This is a genomic window from Aneurinibacillus sp. REN35, from assembly GCF_041379945.2.
In the GTDB taxonomy this organism is placed as follows: Bacteria; Bacillota; Bacilli; order Aneurinibacillales; family Aneurinibacillaceae; genus Aneurinibacillus.
Genome location: NZ_JBFTXJ020000004.1, coordinates 90,939 through 112,931, shown reverse-complemented (window position 1 = coordinate 112,931; position 21,993 = coordinate 90,939). Strand labels below are relative to the sequence as shown.

Genomic DNA, 21,993 nt, shown 5'->3' with positions numbered 1-21,993 from the left:
GTGTAAAACACAACATGGAGGGAATAACAAATGGCAGTAAAAATTCGTTTAAAACGTATGGGACAAAAGAAAGCCCCTTTCTATCGTGTAGTAGTAGCAGATTCTCGCGCGCCGCGTGACGGCCGCTTCATCGAAGAAATCGGAACATACAATCCGGTAGCTCAACCAGCCGTGATTGAAATCAACGAAGAAAAAGCAATGAAATGGCTTACTACCGGTGCGCAGCCGACAGATACAGTTCGCAACTTGTTCCGCAAGCAAGGTCTGATGCAAAAATTCCACGAAGCAAAAAACAGCAAGAAGTAATCAATCTTATCCAGGCGGGAGGACTAGCGGGTGAAATCATTACTTGAAGTGATTGCCAAAGCTCTTGTTGACCATCCGGATGCCGTATCCATCGAAGAGGTGGTTCAGGAGCGGAATACCGTATACCGATTGTCCGTTCATCCGGACGATATGGGAAAGGTGATTGGAAAGCAGGGCCGGATTGCTAAGTCTCTTCGCACCGTGATGGGCGCGATGGCTACAAAAGAGAACCAGCGCGTGACGATTGAAATTGTATAGCAAGGATAAAGAAAGCTGGGAGGAATATATCCCAGCTTTTCTTAACATTATAGAAAACTTCCGAAACGGGGGTCGCTGGATGCTGACAGTAAAACGTAAGGTGAAGGTAATGATGGTACTGACTGAGGCTTCACGCAAGCAGATGGAAGAAGAATTCACTTCGATGCATAAACGCTATGAATTGGAGCTAGAACAGTTGAATTTTCAAGCCAAAAAGCTTGTACAGGAAGCACAGCGTAAAGGACCGGAAGCGCTTGATGTTGTCCAGCGCCGCCTTGCGCAAGAACGCCAAGCGCGCGAGGAGAAGTTATCCCAGCTTTCTTTTCAATTAGAGCAGGTGCTGGCACTTCCGCTCGGAAGTGAAGTGCATTATACGACCGTTGAGAGCGATGCCGTAATAAAAGTAGGCTCTGATTGGGGAAAAATAATGTCAGGAACGGAAGTCGTGCTTGAAGACGGGATTGTTAAAGAGATTCGTGAAAGGGGATAGACAGCGTGAACGGAGATTTTTTTACCGTGGGCAGACTGGTAAATACGCATGGCATCAGCGGTGAAGTCCGTGTTATTTCCGAGACTGATTTTCCTGAAGAACGCTATAAAGAAGGAAATATGCTTTATCTTTTTCATCCGGAAATGAAACATCCGGTCAAGTTGACGATTGCATCGGTGCGAGAACACAAAAATTTCTACCTGTTAACATTTATGGGTCATCCATACATGCAGGATGTTGAAAAATATAAAGGTGGCGTGCTTAAAATACGGGCAGAAGATCGCAGCGAACTGCCTGAAGGGGAATTTTACTTTCAGGATATTATCGGATGCGATGTATTTACGGAGGAAGGAGAGCGCCTAGGTGTAATCAAAGAAATTCTGCAGCCGGGTGCCAACGATGTATGGGTGGTAAAGCCGGAGAAGGGGAAGGATATACTTCTTCCTTATATTGCCCCCGTCGTCAAACAAATTGACATTTCCGCCAAAAGGATTACCGTACATTTGCTTGAAGGCTTGGTGTAGGAGGTGTACGTGCGAGCATGAGGATTGATATATTGACGCTGTTTCCCGAGATGTTTGAAGGTGTGCTTGGGGCAAGCATTATAGGCAAGGCCGCTGCTAAGGGACTTGTTTCTTTTCGTGTGGTAAATTTTCGCGAGTTCTCCGGAAACAAGCATGGCCAGGTTGATGATATGCCATATGGCGGCGGCGGCGGCATGGTGCTGAAGCCTGACCCGATTTTTCGTGCGGTAGAATCACTGACCGACACGCCTCTATCAGCAGAAGAGGCGCCGCAGGAAGAGAAGAGCGCCTCGCCACGCGTCGTTCTGCTCTGCCCACAGGGAAAACGATATGATCAGAAGCTGGCCGAAGAGCTGGCACAGGAGGAGCATCTTATCTTTATCTGCGGTCATTATGAAGGATATGATGAACGCATCCGTGAGCATTTGGTTACTGATGAGATATCAATTGGTGATTATGTGTTAACAGGCGGTGAACTGCCGGCTATGGTCATTATCGACAGCGTCGTGCGTCTGCAGGAAGGAGCGCTTGGCAATGCGCAATCGGCGGTAACGGATTCATACAGCACAGGGCTGCTGGAGCATCCTCATTATACGCGCCCGGCTGAATTCCGCGGTCTTAAGGTACCCGATGTACTGCTATCGGGCCATCATGAGAACATTGAGAAATGGCGGTTAAAAGAGTCGCTGCGCCGCACATTGGAGCGTCGTCCGGATCTGCTGGAGGGAATGGAAGCGACGCCGGAGATAAAAAAAGTACTAAAAGAGTTGAAACAGGAGTTGTAACTGGAATTTGGTTGTGATATGATATCTCTCGTGAGCCTACTCGGTTCGGATTAAGATGGTCCTCTTCCTATTAGCGAGGTTGCAGCGCGATTGGCCTTGTTTACTTTGCATACGGAATGAACATCTGCTGGAAGGAGGATAACCTTATGAAAAATGTTATTCGTGAAATTACACAAGCGAACATTAAGCAAGACATCCCAAGCTTCCGCCCTGGTGACACAGTACGTGTACACTTGAAAGTAGTTGAGGGCCAGCGCGAACGTATTCAGGTGTTCGAAGGGGTTGTAATCAAGCGTCGCGGAGGCGGTATCAGCGAGACTTTTACTGTTCGTAAAATCTCTTATGGTGTTGGCGTTGAGCGTACACTACCGCTCCACTCTCCGAAAATCGACAAAATTGAAGTAGTTCGCTACGGTAAAGTTCGTCGTGCGAAGCTCTACTATCTGCGCGATCGTGTGGGTAAAGCAGCACGTATTAAAGAAATTCGCCGCTAATGCGAGAAGAAGGAGCTTGGTAACAAGCTCCTTTTTTTGCAGAAAAAAATAGACACCTAATCTTGAAGGAGGAAAATAAATGGTTGATGAAACCTCCTCTGAAACAGGCAAAAGAAAAAAGGGAAAAAATGAAGCGTGGGAGTGGATTAAAGCGCTTGGCATTGCCATTGTGCTCGCTCTTGTTATCCGCACCTTTTTGTTTGCGCCATTTCTCGTGGATGGAGCATCCATGATGCCGACGCTTGAGAATGAAGAACGTCTGATTGTAAATAAGCTGATCTACTATATTCAAGAGCCGAAGCCGGGTGATATTATTGTTTTCCATGCTACAAAGGAAAAGGATTATATCAAGCGTGTTATTGCTACTGAAGGGCAGACCGTAGAGATGAAGGACGATCAGTTGTACATAGACGGAAAGCCGGTAGATGAGCCGTACTTAGAAGAGTATAAGAAACAGGCAAAGGCGGAAAACTACGTGCTGACAGAGGACTTTGGTCCGGAGAAAGTAGGCAAGGGGGAAATCTTCGTAATGGGAGATAATCGCCGTAACAGTACGGATAGCCGTGTAATCGGACCGGTACCTGTTGAGAATGTGGTAGGGCGTTCAGAGTTAATTATCTGGCCGCTGGATAAGATTCGCTTAAACTAGCTTTAAATTTATTATAGAAATGCAGGTGAGGCATATGACGATCCAATGGTTTCCCGGTCATATGGCCAAAGCGCGCCGTCAAGTGACGGAAAAGCTGAAGCTGATTGATGTGGTCATTGAACTGCTGGATGCGCGTCTTCCGCTATCAAGCCGCAATCCGATGATCGATGAGATTGTATCCGGCAAGCCGCGCTTAATCCTTTTGAATAAATCGGATTTAGCTGATGAAGCAGTAACGAAGGCTTGGATGCAGCACTTTGCTGACAATGGTATTAAAGCAATGCCGATTGATGCGCTGTCCGGGCGTGGGGTAAATAAGCTTCCCCTTGAGTGCCAGACATTAGTTGAGGATATGATGGAGAAACGTCGTGCCAAAGGCATGCAGGATCGGGCTGTTCGTGCGATGATTATCGGTATTCCAAATGTCGGTAAGTCGTCGCTGATGAATCGTCTGGCGGGACGTAAGGTAGCGCAGACGGGCGATCGACCAGCTGTAACGAAGGCGCAGCAGTGGGTAAAGGTAGGCAAGGTACTTGAGCTTTTGGATACGCCAGGAATTTTATGGCCAAAGTTTGAAGACCCGCTCGTAGGCCTGCGCCTTGCTGCAAGCGGAGCGATTAAAGATGAGTTAATTGATTTTCAGGAAGTAGCGCTGTTTGTTGTCGCATATCTGCGCATGCATTATAGCCGTGCGCTTATGGAACGCTACCAGCTAGACGAACTTGATGAGAGCAAGTTGGCTATTCTAGATGAGATTGGGCGCAGGAGGGGCTGCATTGTCAGCGGTGGACATATTGATTATGACAAAGTGTCTGAATTGATTCTGCGCGAATTGCGCTCAGGCAAGTTAGGCCGGATATCATTGGAGCGTCCGGGTGATGCGTTTACCATTGAGATGGCCCGTGTAAGTATGGATGAGATTACACCGTACTAAAACAATGATCATGGCTATCTTTACTAGCAAAAGTGGACGTGCAGTGAAAACTGCACGTTTTTGTTATGTAAGGAGAATTTTTATAGAGAAGAGGAAGGTCTCATTGAATCCGAATGAAATGACGATAAAAGAAGTAAAAGATTTTTTGCTTACGTGTGATGCATTAACGCAGGATGTTCAGGAACTGTTTGCGGCCGATCCGCGCAGTGGAGTACAGACAGCATACAGGCAGTGGCTTCGCCGCATAGAGAAGGCCAGTCGGCTGCATACAAAATGGCTCGAGATGAGTGCGAACGAGCAAGAATTGTGGAAAAAAGGATACATGTACATCGCTGGTATTGACGAGGTGGGGCGCGGACCGCTAGCAGGTCCTGTGGTTACTGCAGCGGTTATACTACCGCCGGATTTCTATTTGCCCGGCTTAGATGACTCAAAGAAGCTGTCAGGTGCTCAGCGAGAGGCGATGTATGAACGGATTAAGGAAGAAGCGGTAGCGGTATCAGTCACACAGAGTGATGCGCCCCTTATTGACGAAATTAACATTTTTCAAGCAACATTACGTGCGATGCAAGCGGCCGTTCAATCGCTTTCTGTTACGCCGCATATAACGCTCAACGACGCAGTAACGATCCCGGGGTTATCTATGGAACAGCGGCCGATCGTTGGCGGAGATGGGAAAAGCATCTCAATTGCCGCCGCTTCTGTGGTAGCGAAGGTAGAGAGGGATCGAATGATGAAGAAGTATGATCTAGAATATCCCGGCTATGGATTTGCGTCCAATATGGGTTATGGAACAGCGGCGCACCTGGCTGCTTTGCGTGTGCACGGACCGAGTCCGATTCATCGGCGCAGTTTTGGCGGGGTGCTTACACTATAACCGGGAGCCTAAAGATACGGAGAATCAGTTGATCGCTTCCGTATGGATAGGGCGGATTTGTGATGGTGATAGGAGTGAGGGATCATGATTCAAGGGTTTATGACAGGTCAGATTTTCCAACAATTGAATACGATGCAGCGCTCGTTGGTAGAGCTGGTACCGGGGCAAGTATTCCAGGGTAAGGTGTTAAAGCTGTTTCCAGACAACCTAGCAACGGTGCAGCTAGGAGGGTTAACGGTAACAGCCAGACTTGAGACGCCGCTTGAACTGGGCCAGAAGACGTGGCTACAGGTACAGCCTGGCGGACAGCCTGTAACCTTAAAAGTGATCAGTCAGCCGGGAAAGCCTAATCAAGCATCGGAAGACAGTATGGAAGGCTTGGCCAAGGCATTGGGCGCTTCGGTAACGAAAGAATCACTTTCGCTCTTGCAAAAAGCGGTAGAGGCAGGAATTCCGCTGCGTGCCGATTCTGTGCGTTCCTTTCAACAAGTTAGTAGTGAAATAGGAAACGAGCCGGAAGTTGAACAAGCGATACTGCTTGCCGCTAAGAAAGGACTTCCGCTTACCAAGGAAACGGTGCTCTCACTGCGTGCATTTGCCGGCAATGCCAATCTGGAGGGAGAGATGGGGAAATTGCTTCGGCTCATCCAGCAAGCGTTAGAGAAGCCAGGAATGCTCCCTAATGATATGAAAGAGTCGCTGCAGGGACTTATAACAAAAGCAGAGGGAGTTCGTGATGCGTTAGCACAGGCGAAGCAGATGCTTGTTCCTATACAGCCGAATCTGCAGGGCAGCGCATTAACACAAACAGAATCCCCTTCTATTCCTGCCTCCTCTTCTCAGCATAATGGGCAGCTCTCTTCGCTAAGTGCAAACATTGGTCAGCCGAATGCAGGGGTTGGAGAGGAAATGCATCAAGCTGCTGCTTCAAATGGGTCTGTCCAAGGAATAAAACAAGCTCTTACAGAGCTGTTTGAGAAACTAGGACTTTCTCATGAGAAAAGTATCGCCCAGCTATCTTCAGATCAACCGGCAGTGGAGACGGCTAAATCCTCCCTGCTACAACTGCTTCAGCATGCCAAGGCAGACCTGCTTCCCGCCCAGCTTCGAGAGCATATGCAGCAGATTGTACACCAATTGACGGGCCAACAGTTGATGATGAGTGGAGATACAGGGAGCGGTGCTTTTGTGCAGGTAGCGCTGCAACTGCCTATGCCAGGTCAGGAGGATGGAGAGAATGCGCTGATTCAGATTGAATCGCGCAAACAGGGGGATGGGGAGGTTGATCCCGAGAACTGCCGCTTATTTTTTTACTTGTCCATGCAGCACATGGGCGAGACGATGCTTGATGTAGCGATCGTAAATAGAATTCTGTCTGTCACCTTGTACAATGAGAAGGAGGGAGTGGAGGAGTTGGTGCGAGCACTGCGCCCTTCGCTTGAGGAGAACTTGGCTGAACAGGGCTATCGTCTGTCAGGTCTGCGTGTGCTTGATGTGACTGAGAATCGAAAAGAAACAGCAGCAAAGCCGATGTCGTCCCTTCAGCCGCCCTCTTCAAGCTTGGTTCATTACAAAGGAGTTGATTTCCGCGTATGAAACAGCCATATGAGCGTAAGAGTGCAGTTGCGCTGCGCTACACGCCTGGAGAGGCGGAAGCGCCACGCGTCGTTGCAAAGGGCAAAGGGTTTACGGCTGATAAAATACTTGAACAAGCCAAAGAACACGGTGTAGCAGTTCAGCAAGATCCTTCGCTTGTGCAAGTGCTCTCCAATCTGGAACTGAATGAACAAATACCGGTTGAACTATACCAGGTTGTAGCCGAAGTTTTAGCTTTTGTATATCAAGCCGATCAGCGAAGCGGGCGCAAATAATGCGCAGGACAAACAAGCAGCGGGGAGCAGAGGGTGAGGCATTGGCACGGAAGTACTTAGAGGATAAAGGATATGAATGGCAATGCTCTAATTTTCGTGTGCGCACAGGCGAAATCGATCTGATCATGAAGGATGGAGAATGGCTGGTATTTATTGAAGTGAAAACACGTGCCAGCACCAAATACGGTCATGGAAGCGAAGCAATTACACCTCTGAAGCAGCGGACAATTCGTCATACGGCACTTGAATATATAAGAGGAAGACAGGCTGAGTGTTCTTCACTTTCCTTTCGTTTTGATGTCGTTGTGCTTACGTATAGTTGTTATAATACAGTACCAGAGGTTTGGCATCTTCCGCATGCTTTTTAGCAGCAATCTATAAAATTAGGCGCCTAAAAATTGCTGATCCCATGACACCTGTCCACATACAATGGTATGCATATGCATATAGTGATAGTGTACTCGACGTGTAACACCTCCTTTTCTTGCACCTGCAGTAATGCAGGTGCTTTTTTTATTGGTGACAAAAATCCTTCTATCTTTTGTTGAAAATATATGGTAATTTTTAACAAAAAAGGAGTTGGTTTTGATGTTTGCCAAAGTCTACAGTGCGACGGTATTAGGGATTCAAGGCATGCCGGTTGAGGTGGAGATTGATATAGCAAATGGGCTTCCGTATTTTGAGATTAGCGGTCTTGCGGCTTCATCTGTACGTGAAGCACGCAATCGTGTGAAATCAGCAGTAAAAAATAGCGGCTACTCCTTTCCTCTGCAACGACTAATGGTTAATCTTGCTCCAGCATATGTGCGCAAAGCAGGCTCGATGCTTGATGTGGCGATTGCAATGGGCATTTTGCTTGCAAGCAATCAGTTGCGTATCGATAGTCGTCTGGTAGACTGGATTTTTTTGGGTGAACTTTCTCTTGAAGGGAAGCTTCGTCCATTGCACGGCCTATTCCCGATGATTCTTGCTGCCAAGCAGGCCGGATTCTCAGGTGCGGTTATACCTGCATCTTGCACGGAAGATGTGGAGCGTACAAAGCTTCCGATTCTTCGTGTTCATACGCTGCAAGAATGTGCGGTGCTCTGCTCATCTCCGGATGAAGAACGTCTTGCAAACGCTTATACTCTAGCAGAAAATCCGATTTTTATTGGAGCAGAAAGCACTAGGGGAGGTCTGGGTTGTTTTAGTGATGTAAAAGGACAGCGCCATGTAAAACAAGCGATGGAAGTAGCGGCGGCGGGCGCCCATCATTTAAGCATGATAGGACCGCCCGGAACAGGCAAGACCATGCTGGCCCGGCGTTTTCCTACGATTCTACCTCCGCTAGATGAAGAGAGGGCGCTGATTGTTGATACCATATATAGCGCCTGTGGGCTGCTGTCCGAGCGGTGGAAGCAGGCTCCCTATCCTCCGTTTCGTGCTCCGCACACCTCCATTACAGGAGTTGGAATGATAGGCGGCGGAGTATCGCTAAAGCCTGGTGAAATTAGTCTGGCGCATCATGGTGTTTTGTTTTTAGATGAGTGGGCGGAATTTTCCCGGCATGTGCTAGAAGCGCTGCGTCAGCCACTAGAAGATGGCCAGGTGACTTTAGTTCGGCAGGATGCGAAGCTTTCTTTTCCTAGCCGGGTACTGCTGTTAACCGCGTATAATCCATGTGCCTGCGGTTTCTATCGCTTTGAGACGGACAAGCAGTCCTGTACATGTTCACTACAAGAGATTAAACGGTATTGGAAGAAACTCTCCGGCCCTATGCTAGATCGAATTGATCTTCAGGTAGAGGTTCCGCGTGTTCGTCTCGATGAAATAAATGAAACAAGCATGATAACATCAGCGGTTATGCGGAGCCGTGTACAGGCAGCGAGAGAGAAGCAAGCATATCGTTATCGTAGGACATCTTTTACATATAATTCTGAGGTTGAAGGTCGGTTTCTTGAGCAGTATATTCCGCTCTCATCTTCCGTTCGCTCATGGCTGTCTGCGTTGTATGAGAACAGCGGAATTAGCAATCGGTCATACGATAAGATCATTAAATTAGCCCGCACGATTGCAGATCTAGAAGGAAGTGAACATGTGGCGGAAGAGCATGTGGCCGAAGCGTTTCAATATCGAATGCTTGAGCAAAAACATTGGAAAGAGTAATAAATTGGATAAACGATAAAAATTTTTCGACAAGAATCGTTGTGGATAACGATATCTACAGAAAAAGTGCAGAATTTGCAGTAGGTTTGAGTTTTTTTACACAGGTTATTCACAGCGCCCTGTGGATAATGGTGTGCTTGTTCCAATAGTACCCTGATGTTACAATATGGAAAAAAGAGAGAAATAGATAAAAAAGGGAGGGGCGTCGATGCATTTACTCACGGATGAAGCACTGCTTGATGCCTATGTAAAAGCTATGCACTTACAATTGGAACAAGATTTTATTGTACTTTTAATCGAAGAAATAAATAAACGGGAGCTACATATCCCGCCGCACTGATAAAGCAGATATTCAGCGTCTGCTTTATTTTTTTGGCTAAATAAAAATCAGAAAAATTAGGAAAGCATGCAGGTATTTGCCGAATTGTGCCGAATAAGCTATACTGTATTGCGCAGACGAGCTTGCCAGGGGAGAAGCTTGATGCGTTTATTTTATGCAAATTGTGGTTAGGAGGATGGAGAATGAATATCCACGAGTATCAAGGTAAAGAGATACTTAAGCAGTACGGCGTTGTTGTGCCGAACGGGAAAGTGGCATTCACGGTCAACGAAGCAGTAGAAGCAGCGAAAGAATTGGATACGAACGTTTATGTCGTGAAAGCGCAAATCCATGCCGGCGGACGCGGAAAAGCAGGCGGGGTTAAAATTGCGAAAAATCTCGATGAGGTTCGTACATATGCGCAGGAGATTCTGGGCAAGGTGCTTGTAACACACCAGACAGGCCCGGAAGGCAAAGAAGTAAAGCGCTTGCTTATTGAAGAGGGCTGCGACATCCAAAAAGAATACTATGTTGGCGTTGTTGTAGATCGCAATACGGACCGTGTTGTCATGATGGCATCTGAAGAGGGCGGTACGGAAATCGAAGAAGTAGCAGAAAAAACACCGGAAAAAATCTTCAAAGAAGTAATTGATCCGGCTGTAGGTCTGCTGCCATTCCAGGCACGCAAGCTTGCGTTCTCCATTAATATTCCAAACAACCTGGTAAACAAAGCCGTGAAATTCATGATGGCTCTGTATCAGGCGTTTGCTGATAAAGACTGCTCAATTGCAGAAATTAACCCGCTTGTTGTAACAGGCGACGGTAACGTTATGGCACTGGATGCGAAGTTGAACTTTGATTCCAATGCGCTGTATCGTCACCAAGACATTATGAGACTGCGTGACCTTGATGAGGAAGATCCAAAAGAGATCGAAGCATCCAACTATGATTTAAACTATATCGCACTTGATGGCAACATTGGCTGCATGGTTAATGGTGCGGGTCTTGCAATGGCTACGATGGACATTATCAAGTTCTACGGTGGCGACCCAGCTAACTTCCTCGATGTTGGGGGCGGTGCTACGGCTGAGAAGGTTACGGCTGCATTCAAATTGATTTTATCTGACGAGAATGTAAAAGGAATCTTTATTAATATCTTTGGCGGTATCATGAAGTGTGACGTTATTGCAGAAGGCGTAGTAGAGGCAGCGAAGCAAGTAAGCCTTGATCGTCCGCTTGTGGTGCGTCTTGAAGGTACGAATGTAGACCTTGGCAAGAAAATTCTTAACGAATCCGGCCTTGATATCGTGGCAGCAGAATCCATGGCAGATGGCGCGGAAAAAATCGTTTCCTTGGTGAAATAAGAAAGGTGGGACTGGAGAGTTATGAGTATTCTTATCAATAAAGATACAAAAGTAATCACTCAGGGTATTACTGGTGCTACTGGTTTATTCCATGCGAAAGGCTGCCGCGATTACGGTACGCAAATGGTTGGCGGTACTTCACCTGGAAAAGGCGGCACAGAGGTAGAAGGATTCCAGGTTTTTGATACCGTTTCAGAGGCTGTAAAAGAAACAGGAGCGAACGCATCTGTTATTTATGTAGCGGCTCCTTTTGCAGCAGATGCCATCATGGAAGCGGTAGACGCTGAACTGGATCTTGTTATTTGTATTACAGAAGGTATTCCGGTGCTTGACATGGTCAAAGTAAACCGTTATATGAGCGGCAGCAAGACACGTCTCATCGGACCGAACTGCCCGGGCGTTATCACACCGGGTGAGTGCAAAATCGGTATCATGCCTGGCTATATTCATGCTCCAGGTAAAGTGGGCATCGTATCCCGCTCTGGTACCCTGACGTATGAAGCTGTTCACCAGTTGACAACGAATGGAATCGGCCAGTCCACTGCAGTCGGTATCGGTGGCGACCCGGTTAATGGCACGAACTTCATTGACTGCCTTGAGCTGTTCAATAATGATCCGGATACAGAAGCTGTCATCATGATCGGCGAGATCGGTGGTACAGCGGAAGAAGAAGCAGCTGAGTGGGTAAAAGCGAATATGAAGAAGCCGGTTGTTGGCTTCATTGGCGGACAGACAGCGCCTCCAGGAAAGCGTATGGGACATGCTGGCGCTATCATCTCTGGTGGTAAAGGTACGGCTGCTGAGAAGATTAAAACAATGGAAGCTTGCGGTATTCGTGTAGCCAATACGCCGGCTGTTATGGGTCAGACAATGATTGAAGCATTAAAAGATCATGGTCTGCTTGAGATTTGCAAAACCATTAAATAAGTAAAGAATAAGTAAGAAGAAAAGGGAGCGCCGAAGGGCGTTCCCTTTTTTATGAATGTGGTATGGTTTAATTTTTTAACAGGAAGGATTTTCCATATATTTCCTCGAAAGTAAAATCAAATAGAAAAGAGGGTGAGGAAAAATGGAAAAACAGGAATATATGCTTGTAGCGTTAGCGCACAGCAGCGGTGTAGGGAGAAGTGTACTTCGATCTGCACGAAATCTAGGAGAAGCGGTGGATTTTTCACGCTATTCCTCCATACAGATACAGGAGATGCTGCGGGTGACGCCGAAGATAGCAGAACGAATTCGTTCCGAGTTCTGCTTGGAGAAAGCGATGGAGCGAGTACACAAGTGGAATCGGAGTGGAATTGAAGTTCTGACCCAGTATCATCACGCATATCCTGCGCTGCTGCTTGAAATTCCTGATGCCCCTGAGATTTTATACATAATAGGAGAGTTGGAATTTCTCCATCGGCCGTGTATTTCACTTGTAGGGAGCAGAAAGCCTACTACATACGGAAAGAATATCGCAAGACAGTTGGCTCGAGAGCTGTCAGAACGGAACATAACCGTCGTGTCAGGCATGGCGCGTGGCATTGACAGCGAAGCGCATCGAGGCGCGCTTGCTGCAGACGGCGCTACTGTCGCTGTGCTAGGGTGTGGCGTTGACATCATTTATCCGGCAGAAAATCGCGCATTGGCTTTTGAAATTCGTAAAAAAGGAGTTATTCTATCAGAGTATCCACCAGGAACAGCGCCACTGCGAGGCTTTTTTCCAGAGCGAAATCGGATTATCAGCGGACTTGCCCGCGGTGTGCTGGTCATAGAAGCCGCTTCGCGCAGCGGCTCCCTGATTACGGCGGATCTTGCTTTGGATCAAGGGCGCGATGTATTTGCCACCCCAGGCTCCATTTACTCCCCACAAAGCGCAGGCTGTCACTGGCTGATTCAACAGGGAAGTAAACTTGTGCAGAATATTCACGATATACTAAGTGAATATCCGGAACTTATTTCGGATACAAATGAAAATACAAACGAAAAAACGCGCTCCGCCCCGTCAATTCTTACAGAAGAAGAAGCCGCAGTGCTTGATATTATAGGAGGGGAAGCGGTGTCATATGATAAGATTTTATGTCGAACCGCTTTTTCTACTAGCTATTTGCATTATCTTTTGTTATCTTTGCAAGTAAAACAATGCATTATGCAACTACCCGGACCGTCATTCGTCCGGATAAAGAATAAGGAAGATGTTTGACAAACGCAACTTTTGTAATTAATAATAGGAGGAATTCTTTTCTTTCAGAAAAAGGGGGAAGCATGCTTGGCAGATTCACTGGTAATAGTGGAGTCTCCCGCAAAGGCGAAGACAATCGGGAAATATCTCGGGAAAAAATATATTGTAAAAGCATCCATGGGTCATGTGCGAGACTTACCAAAAAGTCAAATGGGAGTCGATGCTGCGGACGGGTTCCAACCAAAATATATCACAATCCGGGGCAAAGGCGACGTGCTAAAAGAATTACGCGACGCATCGAAAAAAGTTAAAAACATCTATCTAGCGGCTGACCCGGATCGTGAGGGCGAGGCGATTGCTTGGCATCTCGCCCACAGCTTAAACATTAATGAAGAACAGCCTTGTCGTGTTGTATTTAATGAGATTACGAAGCAGGCGGTTAAGGAAGCGTTTAAGCATCCGCGCAAGATCAATATGGACTTGGTCAATGCCCAGCAGACGCGCCGGATTCTCGACCGCCTGGTTGGCTATAATATCTCACCGCTGCTATGGAAAAAGGTCAAAAAAGGATTGAGTGCAGGCCGCGTACAATCGGTGGCCGCCAAGCTTGTCATCGACCGTGAGAAGGAGATTAACGCGTTTGTGCCGGAGGAGTATTGGTCGGTTACCGCGTATCTGAAAGCAGGCAAAGAAACATTTGAGGCCAAGTTTTACGGCTATGGCAAGGAGAAGGTGGAGCTGACGTCCGAGGCAGAAGTACAGGAACTTCTGCGCAAGATTGAAGGCGAATCCTACATTATCTCTGACATCAAAAAGCGGGAGCGAAGAAGAAACCCTGCCGCTCCGTTCACTACCAGCTCGCTGCAGCAGGAAGCAGCCCGTAAGCTAAACTTCCGTGCGGCTAAGACGATGATGGTAGCCCAACAGCTGTATGAGGGTATTGATATCGGAAAAGAAGGGACAGTGGGTCTGATTACGTACATGCGTACAGACTCGACCCGAATTTCCCCGACAGCGCAGGAGGAAGCCAAAAAACATATCACACAAACATATGGTGAAGCCTATGCGCTTAGCGAGCCGCGCCAGTTTGGCAAGAAGGAAGGAGCGCAGGATGCGCATGAAGCCATTCGTCCTACATTAATTGCGCAAGATCCTGCTACGCTCAAAGAGTACTTATCGCGTGATCAGCTAAAGCTATATCGACTCATATGGGAACGATTTATTGCTAGCCAGATGGCTTCCGCTGTATTAGATACAGTCACAGCTGACATTACCGTAGGCGATGCTGCATTTCGTGCAAACGGCTCCCAAGTGAAATTCCCAGGATTCATGAAAGTGTATGTAGAAGGTACAGACGATGTCCAGAAGGAAGAGGACAAAATGCTGCCGCCGCTTGAAGAGCAGCAAGAGGTAGCGCTTGCGGAAATGGAGCCGAAGCAGCACTTTACACAGCCGCCGCCGCGCTATTCGGAGGCGCGCCTTGTCAAGACGCTAGAAGAGTTGGGCATCGGTCGACCGAGTACCTATGCGCCTACGCTGGATACCATTCAAAAGCGCGGCTATGTGGCGATGCAGGACCGCCGCTTTGTTCCGACTGAATTAGGGGAGATCGTGCTCGGTTTAATGGAGGAATTCTTCCCAGAAATCCTGGATACGAAGTTCACGGCCAAGATGGAGGGCGACCTCGATTATATTGAAGAAGGTAAAGCCCAGTGGGTAGAAGTGCTTGATGATTTCTATCAAGACTTTGCTAAGCGCCTTGAAGTGGCTGAGAAGCATATGCAGGAAGTTGAGATTAAAGATGAGGTCTCAGACGTCGTATGCGAGAAGTGCGGCAGCCAAATGGTATATAAGATGGGCCGCTACGGCAAGTTCCTCGCTTGCTCCGCGTTTCCGGACTGCCGTAATACGATGCCGATTGTAAAAGAAATCGGTGTGAAATGTCCAAAGTGTGAAACCGGAGAGATCGTTGAACGTAAGAGTAAAAAGAATCGGTTATTTTATGGGTGTAATAATTATCCGGAATGTGACTTCGTATCATGGGATAAGCCGCTTCCGCGCACATGTCCGAAGTGCGGCAAAATGCTGGTGGAGAAGAAGGGCAAAGGGAAGAATAAAGGGCCAACCGTCCACTGCTCGGAATGTGACTATCAAGAAGAAACATCGTAAGAAGGGATTTTAGAAACTATGGAAAAAGTAAAAGTCATCGGTGCTGGTCTAGCGGGCAGCGAAGCGGCCTGGCAGATTGTAGAGCAAGGGGTAGACGTCATATTATATGAGATGCGCCCTGTGCGCAGTACCCCGGCTCACCATACGGATAAATTCGCGGAGCTTGTATGCAGTAATTCGCTGCGTGCTAATGCGCTGACGAATGCGGTAGGTATTCTTAAGGAAGAGATGAGGCAGTTATCCTCTGTAATTATACAGGCGGCAGACAATTGCGCGGTACCTGCAGGTGGTGCGCTCGCGGTAGACCGGCATGAGTTCGCAGGAGCCGTAACCGAGCGTATCCGCAATCATCCGCGCATCGAGGTGCGCAATGAAGAAATTACAGAGATTCCCGATGGGATTGTCGTTATTGCAACCGGACCGCTAACGTCGCCTGACTTATCAAAGCGGCTGCAGGAGCTTACCGGTGAAGGCTACTTATACTTCTATGACGCTGCGGCTCCAATCCTTGAGAAAGAGTCGATCGACATGGAGAAGGTGTTTCTTGCTTCACGCTATGATAAAGGGGAAGCGGCATACTTAAATTGTCCGATGAATGAAGAAGAGTTCAACGCCTTCTATGATGCGCTGATTACAGCAGAAGAGGTGCCGCTCAAGGAGTTTGAAAAGCAGGTATTTTTTGAGGGCTGCATGCCGATTGAGGTAATGGCTAAGCGAGGAAAGCAGACGATGCTGTTTGGCCCAATGAAACCTGTAGGGCTTACCGACCCCCGTACGGGCAAGCAGCCGTTCGCCGTTGTGCAGCTGCGTCAGGATAATAGCGCAGGAACGCTTTATAATATCGTAGGTTTCCAAACTCATTTGAAGTGGCCGGAGCAAAAACGAGTATTTGGCATGATTCCGGGACTTGAGAACGCCGAAATCGTACGCTACGGTGTCATCCACCGCAACACGTTCATCAATTCGCCGCGCCTTCTTCAACCGACATATCAATACAAGGATCGGAATACGTTGTTTTTTGCCGGTCAAATGACTGGAGTAGAGGGCTATGTAGAATCAGCCGCTTCTGGGCTTACAGCTGGTGTTAATGCAGGCAGGCTCGCTCGCGGACTCGAACCGGTTGTATTTCCTGGAGAGACAGCAATGGGAAGTATGGCACATTATATTACTACAGCTAACCCGGATAATTTCCAACCAATGAACGCGAATTTTGGTCTTTTTCCGCCGCTTGAGAAGAAAGTACGGAATAAAAAAGAGCGCTATGAACAGTACGCCCAGCGTGCACTGGATAAAATTCAGAATTTTTCCCGAAACCTTCACAATTTAAGTTGCAGCTAATATGGGGTTATGATATACTAACGACGGTTAAAAGCTAGGTTTTCCCTGCGGGGTATTTTTACGGGAAGAATTGTAAACGGGATGCGGCAGTGCCGCGTCCCGTATGCGTTGGTACTCGGTGAGGAGGTACATACATGGAAGGCGTGGAGCCTGACGAACTGCTTCTGTTGTTCAAACAATACCTGCAGATTGAGAAGAATGCTTCTCCTCTAACGGTAACGAACTACGAGAAAGACATCCTGGCTTTTACGGCATTCATGAAGCAGCATGGTGTAGCGGAGTATGCTGCTGTTTCGTATGTCCATGTCCGCAGCTATCTCACAGACCTTCATACGCATGGGTATGCGAGACGTTCCATTGCCCGTAAGCTATCAAGTCTTAGAAGCTTCTACCGATTTATGGTGCGTGAGGAGATGGTAGAGCACAATCCGTTTACAATGGCGGCAACGCCGAAATTGGCAAAGAAGCTTCCGAATTTCTTGTTTCCAAAAGAAATCGAGGCCCTTCTTGCATTGCCGGATACAAGTCGCCCAGTTGGACTCCGGGACCGCGCGATTCTAGAAGTGTTATATGCAAGCGGAATCCGGGTATCAGAACTTACAGGGCTTACGCTTCGCTCGGTGGATGTGCGGGCAGGTACTGCATTAGTATTTGGAAAAGGCGCAAAGGAGAGATATGTGCCGCTTGGAGAGCATGCCTTACGGGCATACGAACAATACATACAGCAAGGGCGTCCGCACCTTGGAAAGCAGCAAAAAACAGACGCGTTGTTTGTCAATGTCCGGGGAGAGAAGCTTACGGACCGCAGCGTGCGCCGCATCGTCAATAAATATGTAGAGCAGGCAAGTGAATTATTGAAAGTAAGTCCACATACGTTTCGTCATACGTTCGCTACCCATTTGTTAGAAAACGGGGCTGATCTACGGAGCGTACAAGAAATGCTTGGGCATGCCAGCATTTCATCGACGCAAGTTTATACGCACGTGACGAGAGAGAGAATGCGAATGGTATACAACCAAGCTCATCCACGGGCGTAAAATAATATAAATGGAGGGAACTCGATGGAGATGACCTTTCACGCCACTACAATTTTTGCTGTGCGCCACGAAGGAAGCGGAGCAATGGCCGGCGACGGTCAAGTTACATTAGGCAATACCGTAGTTATGAAGCAGACAGCAAAAAAAGTACGCCGCCTCTATCATGGTGAAGTTGTAGCTGGTTTTGCCGGATCTGTTGCGGATGCGATTACGCTATTTGAGAAGTTTGAAGCAAAGCTTGAAGAATACCATGGGAACCTGCAGCGCGCCGCCGTTGAGCTGGCAAAAGACTGGCGCTTAGATAAAGTGCTTCGCAAGCTAGAGGCCCTGATGATTGTTATGAACAAAGAACATATGCTACTCATATCAGGCACTGGTGAGATTATTGAGCCAGATGACGGCATTCTAGCGATCGGTTCTGGAGGCAATTATGCGCTTGCGGCGGGCCGAGCACTTAAGCAGCATGCTCCTACCCTAACGGCGCGTGAGATTGCTACGGCTGCTCTTACAGCCGCCGCAGATATTTGTGTCTATACCAATCACAACCTGGTTGTTGAAGAAATCAATGAATGACGAGGAGGCAATGCCTTGAAAAATCCTGAAAGTTTAACACCCAAACAAATTGTTGAACAATTGGATTACTTTATCGTCGGACAAAAGCAGGCGAAGCGCTCAGTAGCCGTTGCTTTGCGCAATCGTTACCGCCGCAGCAAGCTTGCAGATGAGATTCGTGACGAAGTTGTGCCAAAGAACATCCTCATGATTGGACCGACAGGTGTAGGAAAGACTGAGCTTGCAAGACGTCTGGCAAAGCTGACAGGTGCACCGTTTATCAAAGTGGAAGCAACAAAGTTCACTGAAGTCGGATATGTCGGCCGGGACGTTGAATCAATGGTACGTGATTTGGTAGAGACAGCAATACGCATCGTCAAAGCGGAGAAGACCGAAGACGTGCAGGATCGAGCAGAAGCGATGGCCAACGAACGCATTGTCCATATCCTCGTTCCAGGCAAACGTGATAACAAGTCGTATAAAAACCCCCTAGAGATGCTGTTTGGCAACCAGAACGGATACCAGTCTCAGACAAGCGACCCAGAAGACCTTTCTCTCTCGCAGCAGCGCCGCCAGGTAGCGCATCAATTAGCCATGGGGCAGCTTGAAGATACTGTGATCGAGATTGAAGTAGAAGATGCTGCGCCGCCGATGTTTGACATGTTTTCCGGTTCAGGCATGGATCAAATGGGTATTAATATGCAAGAGATGCTTGGTAATCTTTTGCCTAAAAAAATGAAGAAACGCAAACTTCCTATTCGTGAAGCCCGCAAGGCTTTGACAATGCAGGAAGCGCAGAAGCTTATTGACATGGATGAAGTGATTCAGGAGTCTGTTGAGCGTGCGGAACAAAGCGGTATTATTTTTATTGATGAGATTGATAAGATCGCTGGTAAAGAGTCCAGTTCCGCGCAAGTATCGCGTGAAGGTGTGCAGCGCGATATTTTGCCGATCGTTGAAGGTTCTACAGTAATGACTAAATATGGTCCGGTAAAAACCGATTACGTTCTGTTTGTTGCTGCTGGAGCATTTCATATGGCAAAGCCGTCCGACTTAATCCCGGAGTTGCAAGGCCGCTTTCCAATCCGTGTGGAACTTGATAGTTTGAAGGTGGAAGACTTCATTCAGATCTTAACCGAACCAAAAAATGCTTTAACCAAACAATATGTCGCCTTATTGGAGACTGAAGGAATAAAAGTTGAATTTTCTGACGATGCTATTAAAGAGATTGCTAAACTTGCAGCCGAGGTGAACCAGAATACGGACAATATCGGTGCCAGGCGATTACATACCATTCTTGAGAAGCTTCTTGAAGATTTATCATTTGAAGCATCCGATATTACACTTGAGAAGATTACCATCACCCCGGAATATGTGAGAGAGAAACTAAACAACATTGTAGAAGACAGAGATTTGAGTCGTTATATTTTGTAAAAATTGAAGGAGGAATTACAACAATGGATTTACTAACAAAAATTAGACGTATTAACCGCCTGCTGCAGAAGACAGCTGGACATCCGGTGAATTTCATGGAAATGGCAGAAGTGATGAGTGAGATCATTGAAGCGAATATTTTCGTTTTAAGCCGCAAAGGAAAGATTCTTGGCTATGCTATTGCACAAGAAGTAGACAATGAGCGTATTCGTAAAATGCTTGATGAACGCCGTTTTCCTGGCGATTACAGCACGCAGCTGCTTCGCTTAGATGAAACATCCGCCAACTTGGATATCGAGAGCCCGTATACGGCGTTCCCGGTAGAGATGAAAGATTTATTCAAGAAAGGCTTAACAACAATTGTGCCGGTTATCGGTGGAGGCGACCGTCTGGGTACGCTTGTATTAGCACGTGTTAATGAGACGTTTACAGATGATGATCTTGTTCTCGCTGAAGTAGGCGCGACAGTGGTTGGAATGGAAATTCTTCGTGAGCGTGCAGAGGAGATTGAGCAGGAAGCGCGCAGTAAGGCAGTTGTACAAATGGCAATCGGCTCCCTATCCTACAGTGAGCTTGAAGCAGTCGAACATATTTTTGAAGAGTTGGATGCAAAAGAAGGACTGCTTGTTGCAAGTAAGATTGCCGACCGTGTAGGCATTACCCGTTCTGTCATCGTAAATGCATTGCGCAAACTCGAGAGTGCAGGGGTTATTGAATCCCGTTCTTTGGGCATGAAAGGAACCTACATTAAGATCTTAAATGAAAAACTTCTTCCAGAACTTGAAAAATTAAAGACCTCGTAATGGAAAATTCGTGAGTTTGTAACAAAAAGCGATAAACTCGTAGCAACTAATGAATTTGTGTCCGGTGATAAAGCCCTATCTTTAAGATAGGGCTTTGTTCATTTATCGCAATCTGCTAATATAAAAATTGTCATGTTAGATGCACATATTTTGTCGAATTGGAAGGATTACGCTTTTCCGATCTGGAATAATATAGTGTTGGAGATTTTATTTGGAATCAAGTAGAATGTAATAAGTTTACAAATGCACCGAAAGGAGGAGAAAACGATGTTTTCGACACCTACCTTGTCCATGTTTGAAAAAGCGCTTGATGCTTCGACGATGAGGCAGAGAGCGATCAGCAACAATATTGCTAATGTAGATACACCGTATTACAAATCGCAATCTGTGTCATTCGAAGATGAACTGCAAAGAGCCGTTGAAAGAAATTCGACAAGTTTCGCTGCTCATAGAACGAATGCAAAACATATAGCTTTTGGAGCACCTTCGCTGTCTACGCTTCAGCCGAAGCTGCAGGTGGATCAAGCCGCAGGGCCTATGCAAAATGCGGCAAATAATGTCGACCTTGATTTTGAGATGTCCAATCTGGCCAGAAACCAGATGTGGTACAACGCACTTGTCCAACAGACGGGAGGCCAGTTTACGAAGCTTCGGACGATTATAGGAGGGAAATAAGCATGGCATTGTTTGGTAGTTTTGATATTAGTGCGTCTGCGCTTACGGCTAATCGATTACGCATGGATGTCATTTCAAGCAATATTTCCAACGCGAACACCACGCGTGGAGAATACGTAAATGGGCAATGGCAGCCTTATAAAAGGAAGATGGCGGTAGTTGAACCGAAGATGGGTGCTGCAAGCTTTGATAACTTCCTACAATCTGCTGTAAGCAAAACGGGGGGCTCGTCTGCAAATGGGGTGCGTGTAACGCAAATTATTGAAGATAAGACACCGCCGAAGATGGTATATGACCCGTCCCATCCAGACGCAAACGCGCGTGGATATGTGGCAATGCCAAATGTAGATATGTTGAAAGAAATGATAGATTTAATGTCAACCACACGAGCATATGAATCGAATGTAACCGCCGTAAATGCTTCAAAGGCGATGGCGATGAAAGCATTAGAGATTGGTAAATAAGGAGCGAGAGCATGATTGAGAAAATTGGGGCAGGTATGCTGCCGCAGGTCTCCTTAGGAGAGGATAAGCAAGCATCCCCGACACCAAATGAGGTTACCACCGCTTTTTCAACGTATTTAAAAAATGCGGTACAGGATGTAAATGCTTTGCAGAAAGCAGGCGAAGCGATGAACCAGGGATTGGCCACAGGCCAAGTTCAGGACTTGCATCAGGTTATGATTGCTTCCCAAAAAGCAGGCGTGGCGCTCGATATGACGATGCAGATTCGCAATAAGGCTGTAGAAGCATATCAAGAGATTATGAGAATGCAAATCTAGCAATTTAAAGGCAATTGGCGGGGT

The 21,993-nt window shown here is 47.1% G+C and carries 26 protein-coding genes; all 26 read left to right on the top strand.

Annotation, left to right across the window (positions count from 1 at the left end; translation table 11 throughout):
- Positions 1-30 precede the first annotated feature (30 nt).
- The 26 genes from rpsP (at position 31) to fliE (ending at position 21,969) form a co-directional block, all read left to right on the top strand.
- Entirely contained in the window at positions 31-306 is a 276-nt protein-coding gene (rpsP, locus tag AB3351_RS09835) for a 30S ribosomal protein S16 (protein WP_371146968.1), read from the top strand.
- 30 nt (positions 307-336) lie between these two features.
- Positions 337-564 carry a KH domain-containing protein gene (locus AB3351_RS09830; protein WP_206246732.1) on the top strand — a complete coding sequence of 76 codons (228 nt, stop codon included), beginning with the start codon at positions 337-339 and terminating at the stop codon, positions 562-564.
- 79 nt (positions 565-643) lie between these two features.
- Positions 644-1,054 carry a YlqD family protein gene (locus tag AB3351_RS09825; protein WP_371146967.1) on the top strand — a complete coding sequence of 137 codons (411 nt, stop codon included), beginning with the start codon at positions 644-646 and terminating at the stop codon, positions 1,052-1,054.
- Positions 1,055-1,059: 5 nt separating this feature from the next.
- On the top strand, positions 1,060-1,578 hold the full coding sequence (rimM, locus tag AB3351_RS09820; protein ID WP_371146966.1) for a ribosome maturation factor RimM: 519 nt from the start codon (positions 1,060-1,062) through the stop codon (positions 1,576-1,578).
- Between the two features lie 17 nt (positions 1,579-1,595).
- Positions 1,596-2,363: a tRNA (guanosine(37)-N1)-methyltransferase TrmD gene (gene trmD, locus AB3351_RS09815; protein WP_371146965.1), complete on the top strand. Its 768-nt coding sequence runs from the start codon at positions 1,596-1,598 to the stop codon at positions 2,361-2,363.
- A 146-nt stretch (positions 2,364-2,509) separates the two neighbouring features.
- A complete protein-coding gene (gene rplS, locus AB3351_RS09810; RefSeq protein WP_206246728.1) occupies positions 2,510-2,857 on the top strand; it encodes a 50S ribosomal protein L19 in 348 nt (115 codons plus the stop codon).
- A gap of 79 nt (positions 2,858-2,936) precedes the next feature.
- Positions 2,937-3,506 (top strand): signal peptidase I, encoded by a 570-nt coding sequence (lepB, locus tag AB3351_RS09805; RefSeq protein ID WP_371146964.1) that lies wholly within the window; start codon positions 2,937-2,939, stop codon positions 3,504-3,506.
- Positions 3,507-3,540: 34 nt separating this feature from the next.
- Positions 3,541-4,440, top strand: coding sequence for a ribosome biogenesis GTPase YlqF (gene ylqF / locus AB3351_RS09800; RefSeq protein ID WP_371146963.1), 900 nt, complete (start codon positions 3,541-3,543; stop codon positions 4,438-4,440).
- Positions 4,441-4,543: 103 nt separating this feature from the next.
- Complete coding sequence (locus AB3351_RS09795) at positions 4,544-5,317, top strand: ribonuclease HII (RefSeq protein WP_371146962.1); 774 nt, start codon at positions 4,544-4,546, stop codon at positions 5,315-5,317.
- Between the two features lie 84 nt (positions 5,318-5,401).
- A complete protein-coding gene (locus AB3351_RS09790; RefSeq protein WP_371146961.1) occupies positions 5,402-6,913 on the top strand; it encodes a hypothetical protein in 1,512 nt (503 codons plus the stop codon).
- On the top strand, positions 6,910-7,188 hold the full coding sequence (locus tag AB3351_RS09785) for an EscU/YscU/HrcU family type III secretion system export apparatus switch protein (RefSeq protein WP_371146960.1): 279 nt from the start codon (positions 6,910-6,912) through the stop codon (positions 7,186-7,188). The genes AB3351_RS09790 and AB3351_RS09785 overlap by 4 nt, the downstream gene beginning before the upstream one ends.
- Positions 7,188-7,556: a YraN family protein gene (locus tag AB3351_RS09780; protein ID WP_371146959.1), complete on the top strand. Its 369-nt coding sequence runs from the start codon at positions 7,188-7,190 to the stop codon at positions 7,554-7,556. Before AB3351_RS09785 ends, AB3351_RS09780 begins: the two co-directional genes overlap by 1 nt.
- 220 nt (positions 7,557-7,776) lie before the next feature.
- Positions 7,777-9,333, top strand: coding sequence for a YifB family Mg chelatase-like AAA ATPase (locus AB3351_RS09775; RefSeq protein WP_371146958.1), 1,557 nt, complete (start codon positions 7,777-7,779; stop codon positions 9,331-9,333).
- Positions 9,334-9,541: 208 nt separating this feature from the next.
- A complete protein-coding gene (sda, locus tag AB3351_RS09770; protein ID WP_371146957.1) occupies positions 9,542-9,673 on the top strand; it encodes a sporulation histidine kinase inhibitor Sda in 132 nt (43 codons plus the stop codon).
- 182 nt (positions 9,674-9,855) lie between these two features.
- A complete protein-coding gene (gene sucC / locus AB3351_RS09765) occupies positions 9,856-11,016 on the top strand; it encodes an ADP-forming succinate--CoA ligase subunit beta (protein ID WP_371146956.1) in 1,161 nt (386 codons plus the stop codon).
- Between the two features lie 21 nt (positions 11,017-11,037).
- Positions 11,038-11,943, top strand: a complete 906-nt coding sequence (sucD, locus tag AB3351_RS09760) for a succinate--CoA ligase subunit alpha (protein ID WP_371146955.1) — start codon at positions 11,038-11,040, stop codon at positions 11,941-11,943.
- A gap of 142 nt (positions 11,944-12,085) precedes the next feature.
- Positions 12,086-13,201 carry a DNA-processing protein DprA gene (dprA, locus tag AB3351_RS09755; RefSeq protein WP_371146954.1) on the top strand — a complete coding sequence of 372 codons (1,116 nt, stop codon included), beginning with the start codon at positions 12,086-12,088 and terminating at the stop codon, positions 13,199-13,201.
- Between the two features lie 66 nt (positions 13,202-13,267).
- Entirely contained in the window at positions 13,268-15,349 is a 2,082-nt protein-coding gene (gene topA, locus AB3351_RS09750) for a type I DNA topoisomerase (protein WP_371146953.1), read from the top strand.
- Positions 15,350-15,367: 18 nt separating this feature from the next.
- Positions 15,368-16,687, top strand: a complete 1,320-nt coding sequence (gene trmFO / locus AB3351_RS09745) for an FADH(2)-oxidizing methylenetetrahydrofolate--tRNA-(uracil(54)-C(5))-methyltransferase TrmFO (RefSeq protein WP_371146952.1) — start codon at positions 15,368-15,370, stop codon at positions 16,685-16,687.
- Positions 16,688-16,821: 134 nt separating this feature from the next.
- The gene (xerC, locus tag AB3351_RS09740; RefSeq protein ID WP_371146951.1) at positions 16,822-17,724 is read left to right on the top strand and encodes a tyrosine recombinase XerC; all 903 of its coding nucleotides are present in this window, start codon (positions 16,822-16,824) and stop codon (positions 17,722-17,724) included.
- 24 nt (positions 17,725-17,748) lie between these two features.
- Positions 17,749-18,297, top strand: coding sequence for an ATP-dependent protease subunit HslV (gene hslV / locus AB3351_RS09735; protein WP_371146950.1), 549 nt, complete (start codon positions 17,749-17,751; stop codon positions 18,295-18,297).
- 15 nt (positions 18,298-18,312) lie between these two features.
- Positions 18,313-19,710, top strand: coding sequence for an ATP-dependent protease ATPase subunit HslU (hslU, locus tag AB3351_RS09730; RefSeq protein ID WP_371146949.1), 1,398 nt, complete (start codon positions 18,313-18,315; stop codon positions 19,708-19,710).
- Positions 19,711-19,733: 23 nt separating this feature from the next.
- Positions 19,734-20,513 (top strand): GTP-sensing pleiotropic transcriptional regulator CodY, encoded by a 780-nt coding sequence (gene codY / locus AB3351_RS09725; RefSeq protein ID WP_371146948.1) that lies wholly within the window; start codon positions 19,734-19,736, stop codon positions 20,511-20,513.
- 267 nt (positions 20,514-20,780) lie between these two features.
- Positions 20,781-21,188, top strand: coding sequence for a flagellar basal body rod protein FlgB (gene flgB / locus AB3351_RS09720; protein ID WP_371146947.1), 408 nt, complete (start codon positions 20,781-20,783; stop codon positions 21,186-21,188).
- Between the two features lie 2 nt (positions 21,189-21,190).
- Positions 21,191-21,652 carry a flagellar basal body rod protein FlgC gene (flgC, locus tag AB3351_RS09715; RefSeq protein WP_371146946.1) on the top strand — a complete coding sequence of 154 codons (462 nt, stop codon included), beginning with the start codon at positions 21,191-21,193 and terminating at the stop codon, positions 21,650-21,652.
- Between the two features lie 11 nt (positions 21,653-21,663).
- Positions 21,664-21,969, top strand: a complete 306-nt coding sequence (gene fliE, locus AB3351_RS09710; protein WP_371146945.1) for a flagellar hook-basal body complex protein FliE — start codon at positions 21,664-21,666, stop codon at positions 21,967-21,969.
- Positions 21,970-21,993: the final 24 nt, after the last annotated feature.

Excerpts from the sequence above, each read along its gene's own strand:
- AB3351_RS09775 (WP_371146958.1), top strand. The coding sequence starts at position 7,777 with ATGTTTGCCAAAGTCTACAGTGCGACGGTATTAGGGATTCAAGGCATG.
- rplS (WP_206246728.1), top strand. The coding sequence starts at position 2,510 with ATGAAAAATGTTATTCGTGAAATTACACAAGCGAACATTAAGCAAGAC.
- sda (WP_371146957.1), top strand. The coding sequence starts at position 9,542 with ATGCATTTACTCACGGATGAAGCACTGCTTGATGCCTATGTAAAAGCT.
- flgC (WP_371146946.1), top strand. The coding sequence starts at position 21,191 with ATGGCATTGTTTGGTAGTTTTGATATTAGTGCGTCTGCGCTTACGGCT.
- sucD (WP_371146955.1), top strand. The coding sequence starts at position 11,038 with ATGAGTATTCTTATCAATAAAGATACAAAAGTAATCACTCAGGGTATT.
- AB3351_RS09785 (WP_371146960.1), top strand. The coding sequence starts at position 6,910 with ATGAAACAGCCATATGAGCGTAAGAGTGCAGTTGCGCTGCGCTACACG.
- lepB (WP_371146964.1), top strand. The coding sequence starts at position 2,937 with ATGGTTGATGAAACCTCCTCTGAAACAGGCAAAAGAAAAAAGGGAAAA.
- AB3351_RS09790 (WP_371146961.1), top strand. The coding sequence starts at position 5,402 with ATGATTCAAGGGTTTATGACAGGTCAGATTTTCCAACAATTGAATACG.
- sucC (WP_371146956.1), top strand. The coding sequence starts at position 9,856 with ATGAATATCCACGAGTATCAAGGTAAAGAGATACTTAAGCAGTACGGC.
- hslV (WP_371146950.1), top strand. The coding sequence starts at position 17,749 with ATGGAGATGACCTTTCACGCCACTACAATTTTTGCTGTGCGCCACGAA.
- fliE (WP_371146945.1), top strand. The coding sequence starts at position 21,664 with ATGATTGAGAAAATTGGGGCAGGTATGCTGCCGCAGGTCTCCTTAGGA.
- flgB (WP_371146947.1), top strand. The coding sequence starts at position 20,781 with ATGTTTTCGACACCTACCTTGTCCATGTTTGAAAAAGCGCTTGATGCT.
- codY (WP_371146948.1), top strand. The coding sequence starts at position 19,734 with ATGGATTTACTAACAAAAATTAGACGTATTAACCGCCTGCTGCAGAAG.
- ylqF (WP_371146963.1), top strand. The coding sequence starts at position 3,541 with ATGACGATCCAATGGTTTCCCGGTCATATGGCCAAAGCGCGCCGTCAA.
- AB3351_RS09825 (WP_371146967.1), top strand. The coding sequence starts at position 644 with ATGCTGACAGTAAAACGTAAGGTGAAGGTAATGATGGTACTGACTGAG.
- rpsP (WP_371146968.1), top strand. The coding sequence starts at position 31 with ATGGCAGTAAAAATTCGTTTAAAACGTATGGGACAAAAGAAAGCCCCT.
- trmFO (WP_371146952.1), top strand. The coding sequence starts at position 15,368 with ATGGAAAAAGTAAAAGTCATCGGTGCTGGTCTAGCGGGCAGCGAAGCG.
- xerC (WP_371146951.1), top strand. The coding sequence starts at position 16,822 with ATGGAAGGCGTGGAGCCTGACGAACTGCTTCTGTTGTTCAAACAATAC.
- AB3351_RS09780 (WP_371146959.1), top strand. The coding sequence starts at position 7,188 with ATGCGCAGGACAAACAAGCAGCGGGGAGCAGAGGGTGAGGCATTGGCA.
- trmD (WP_371146965.1), top strand. The coding sequence starts at position 1,596 with ATGAGGATTGATATATTGACGCTGTTTCCCGAGATGTTTGAAGGTGTG.
- dprA (WP_371146954.1), top strand. The coding sequence starts at position 12,086 with ATGGAAAAACAGGAATATATGCTTGTAGCGTTAGCGCACAGCAGCGGT.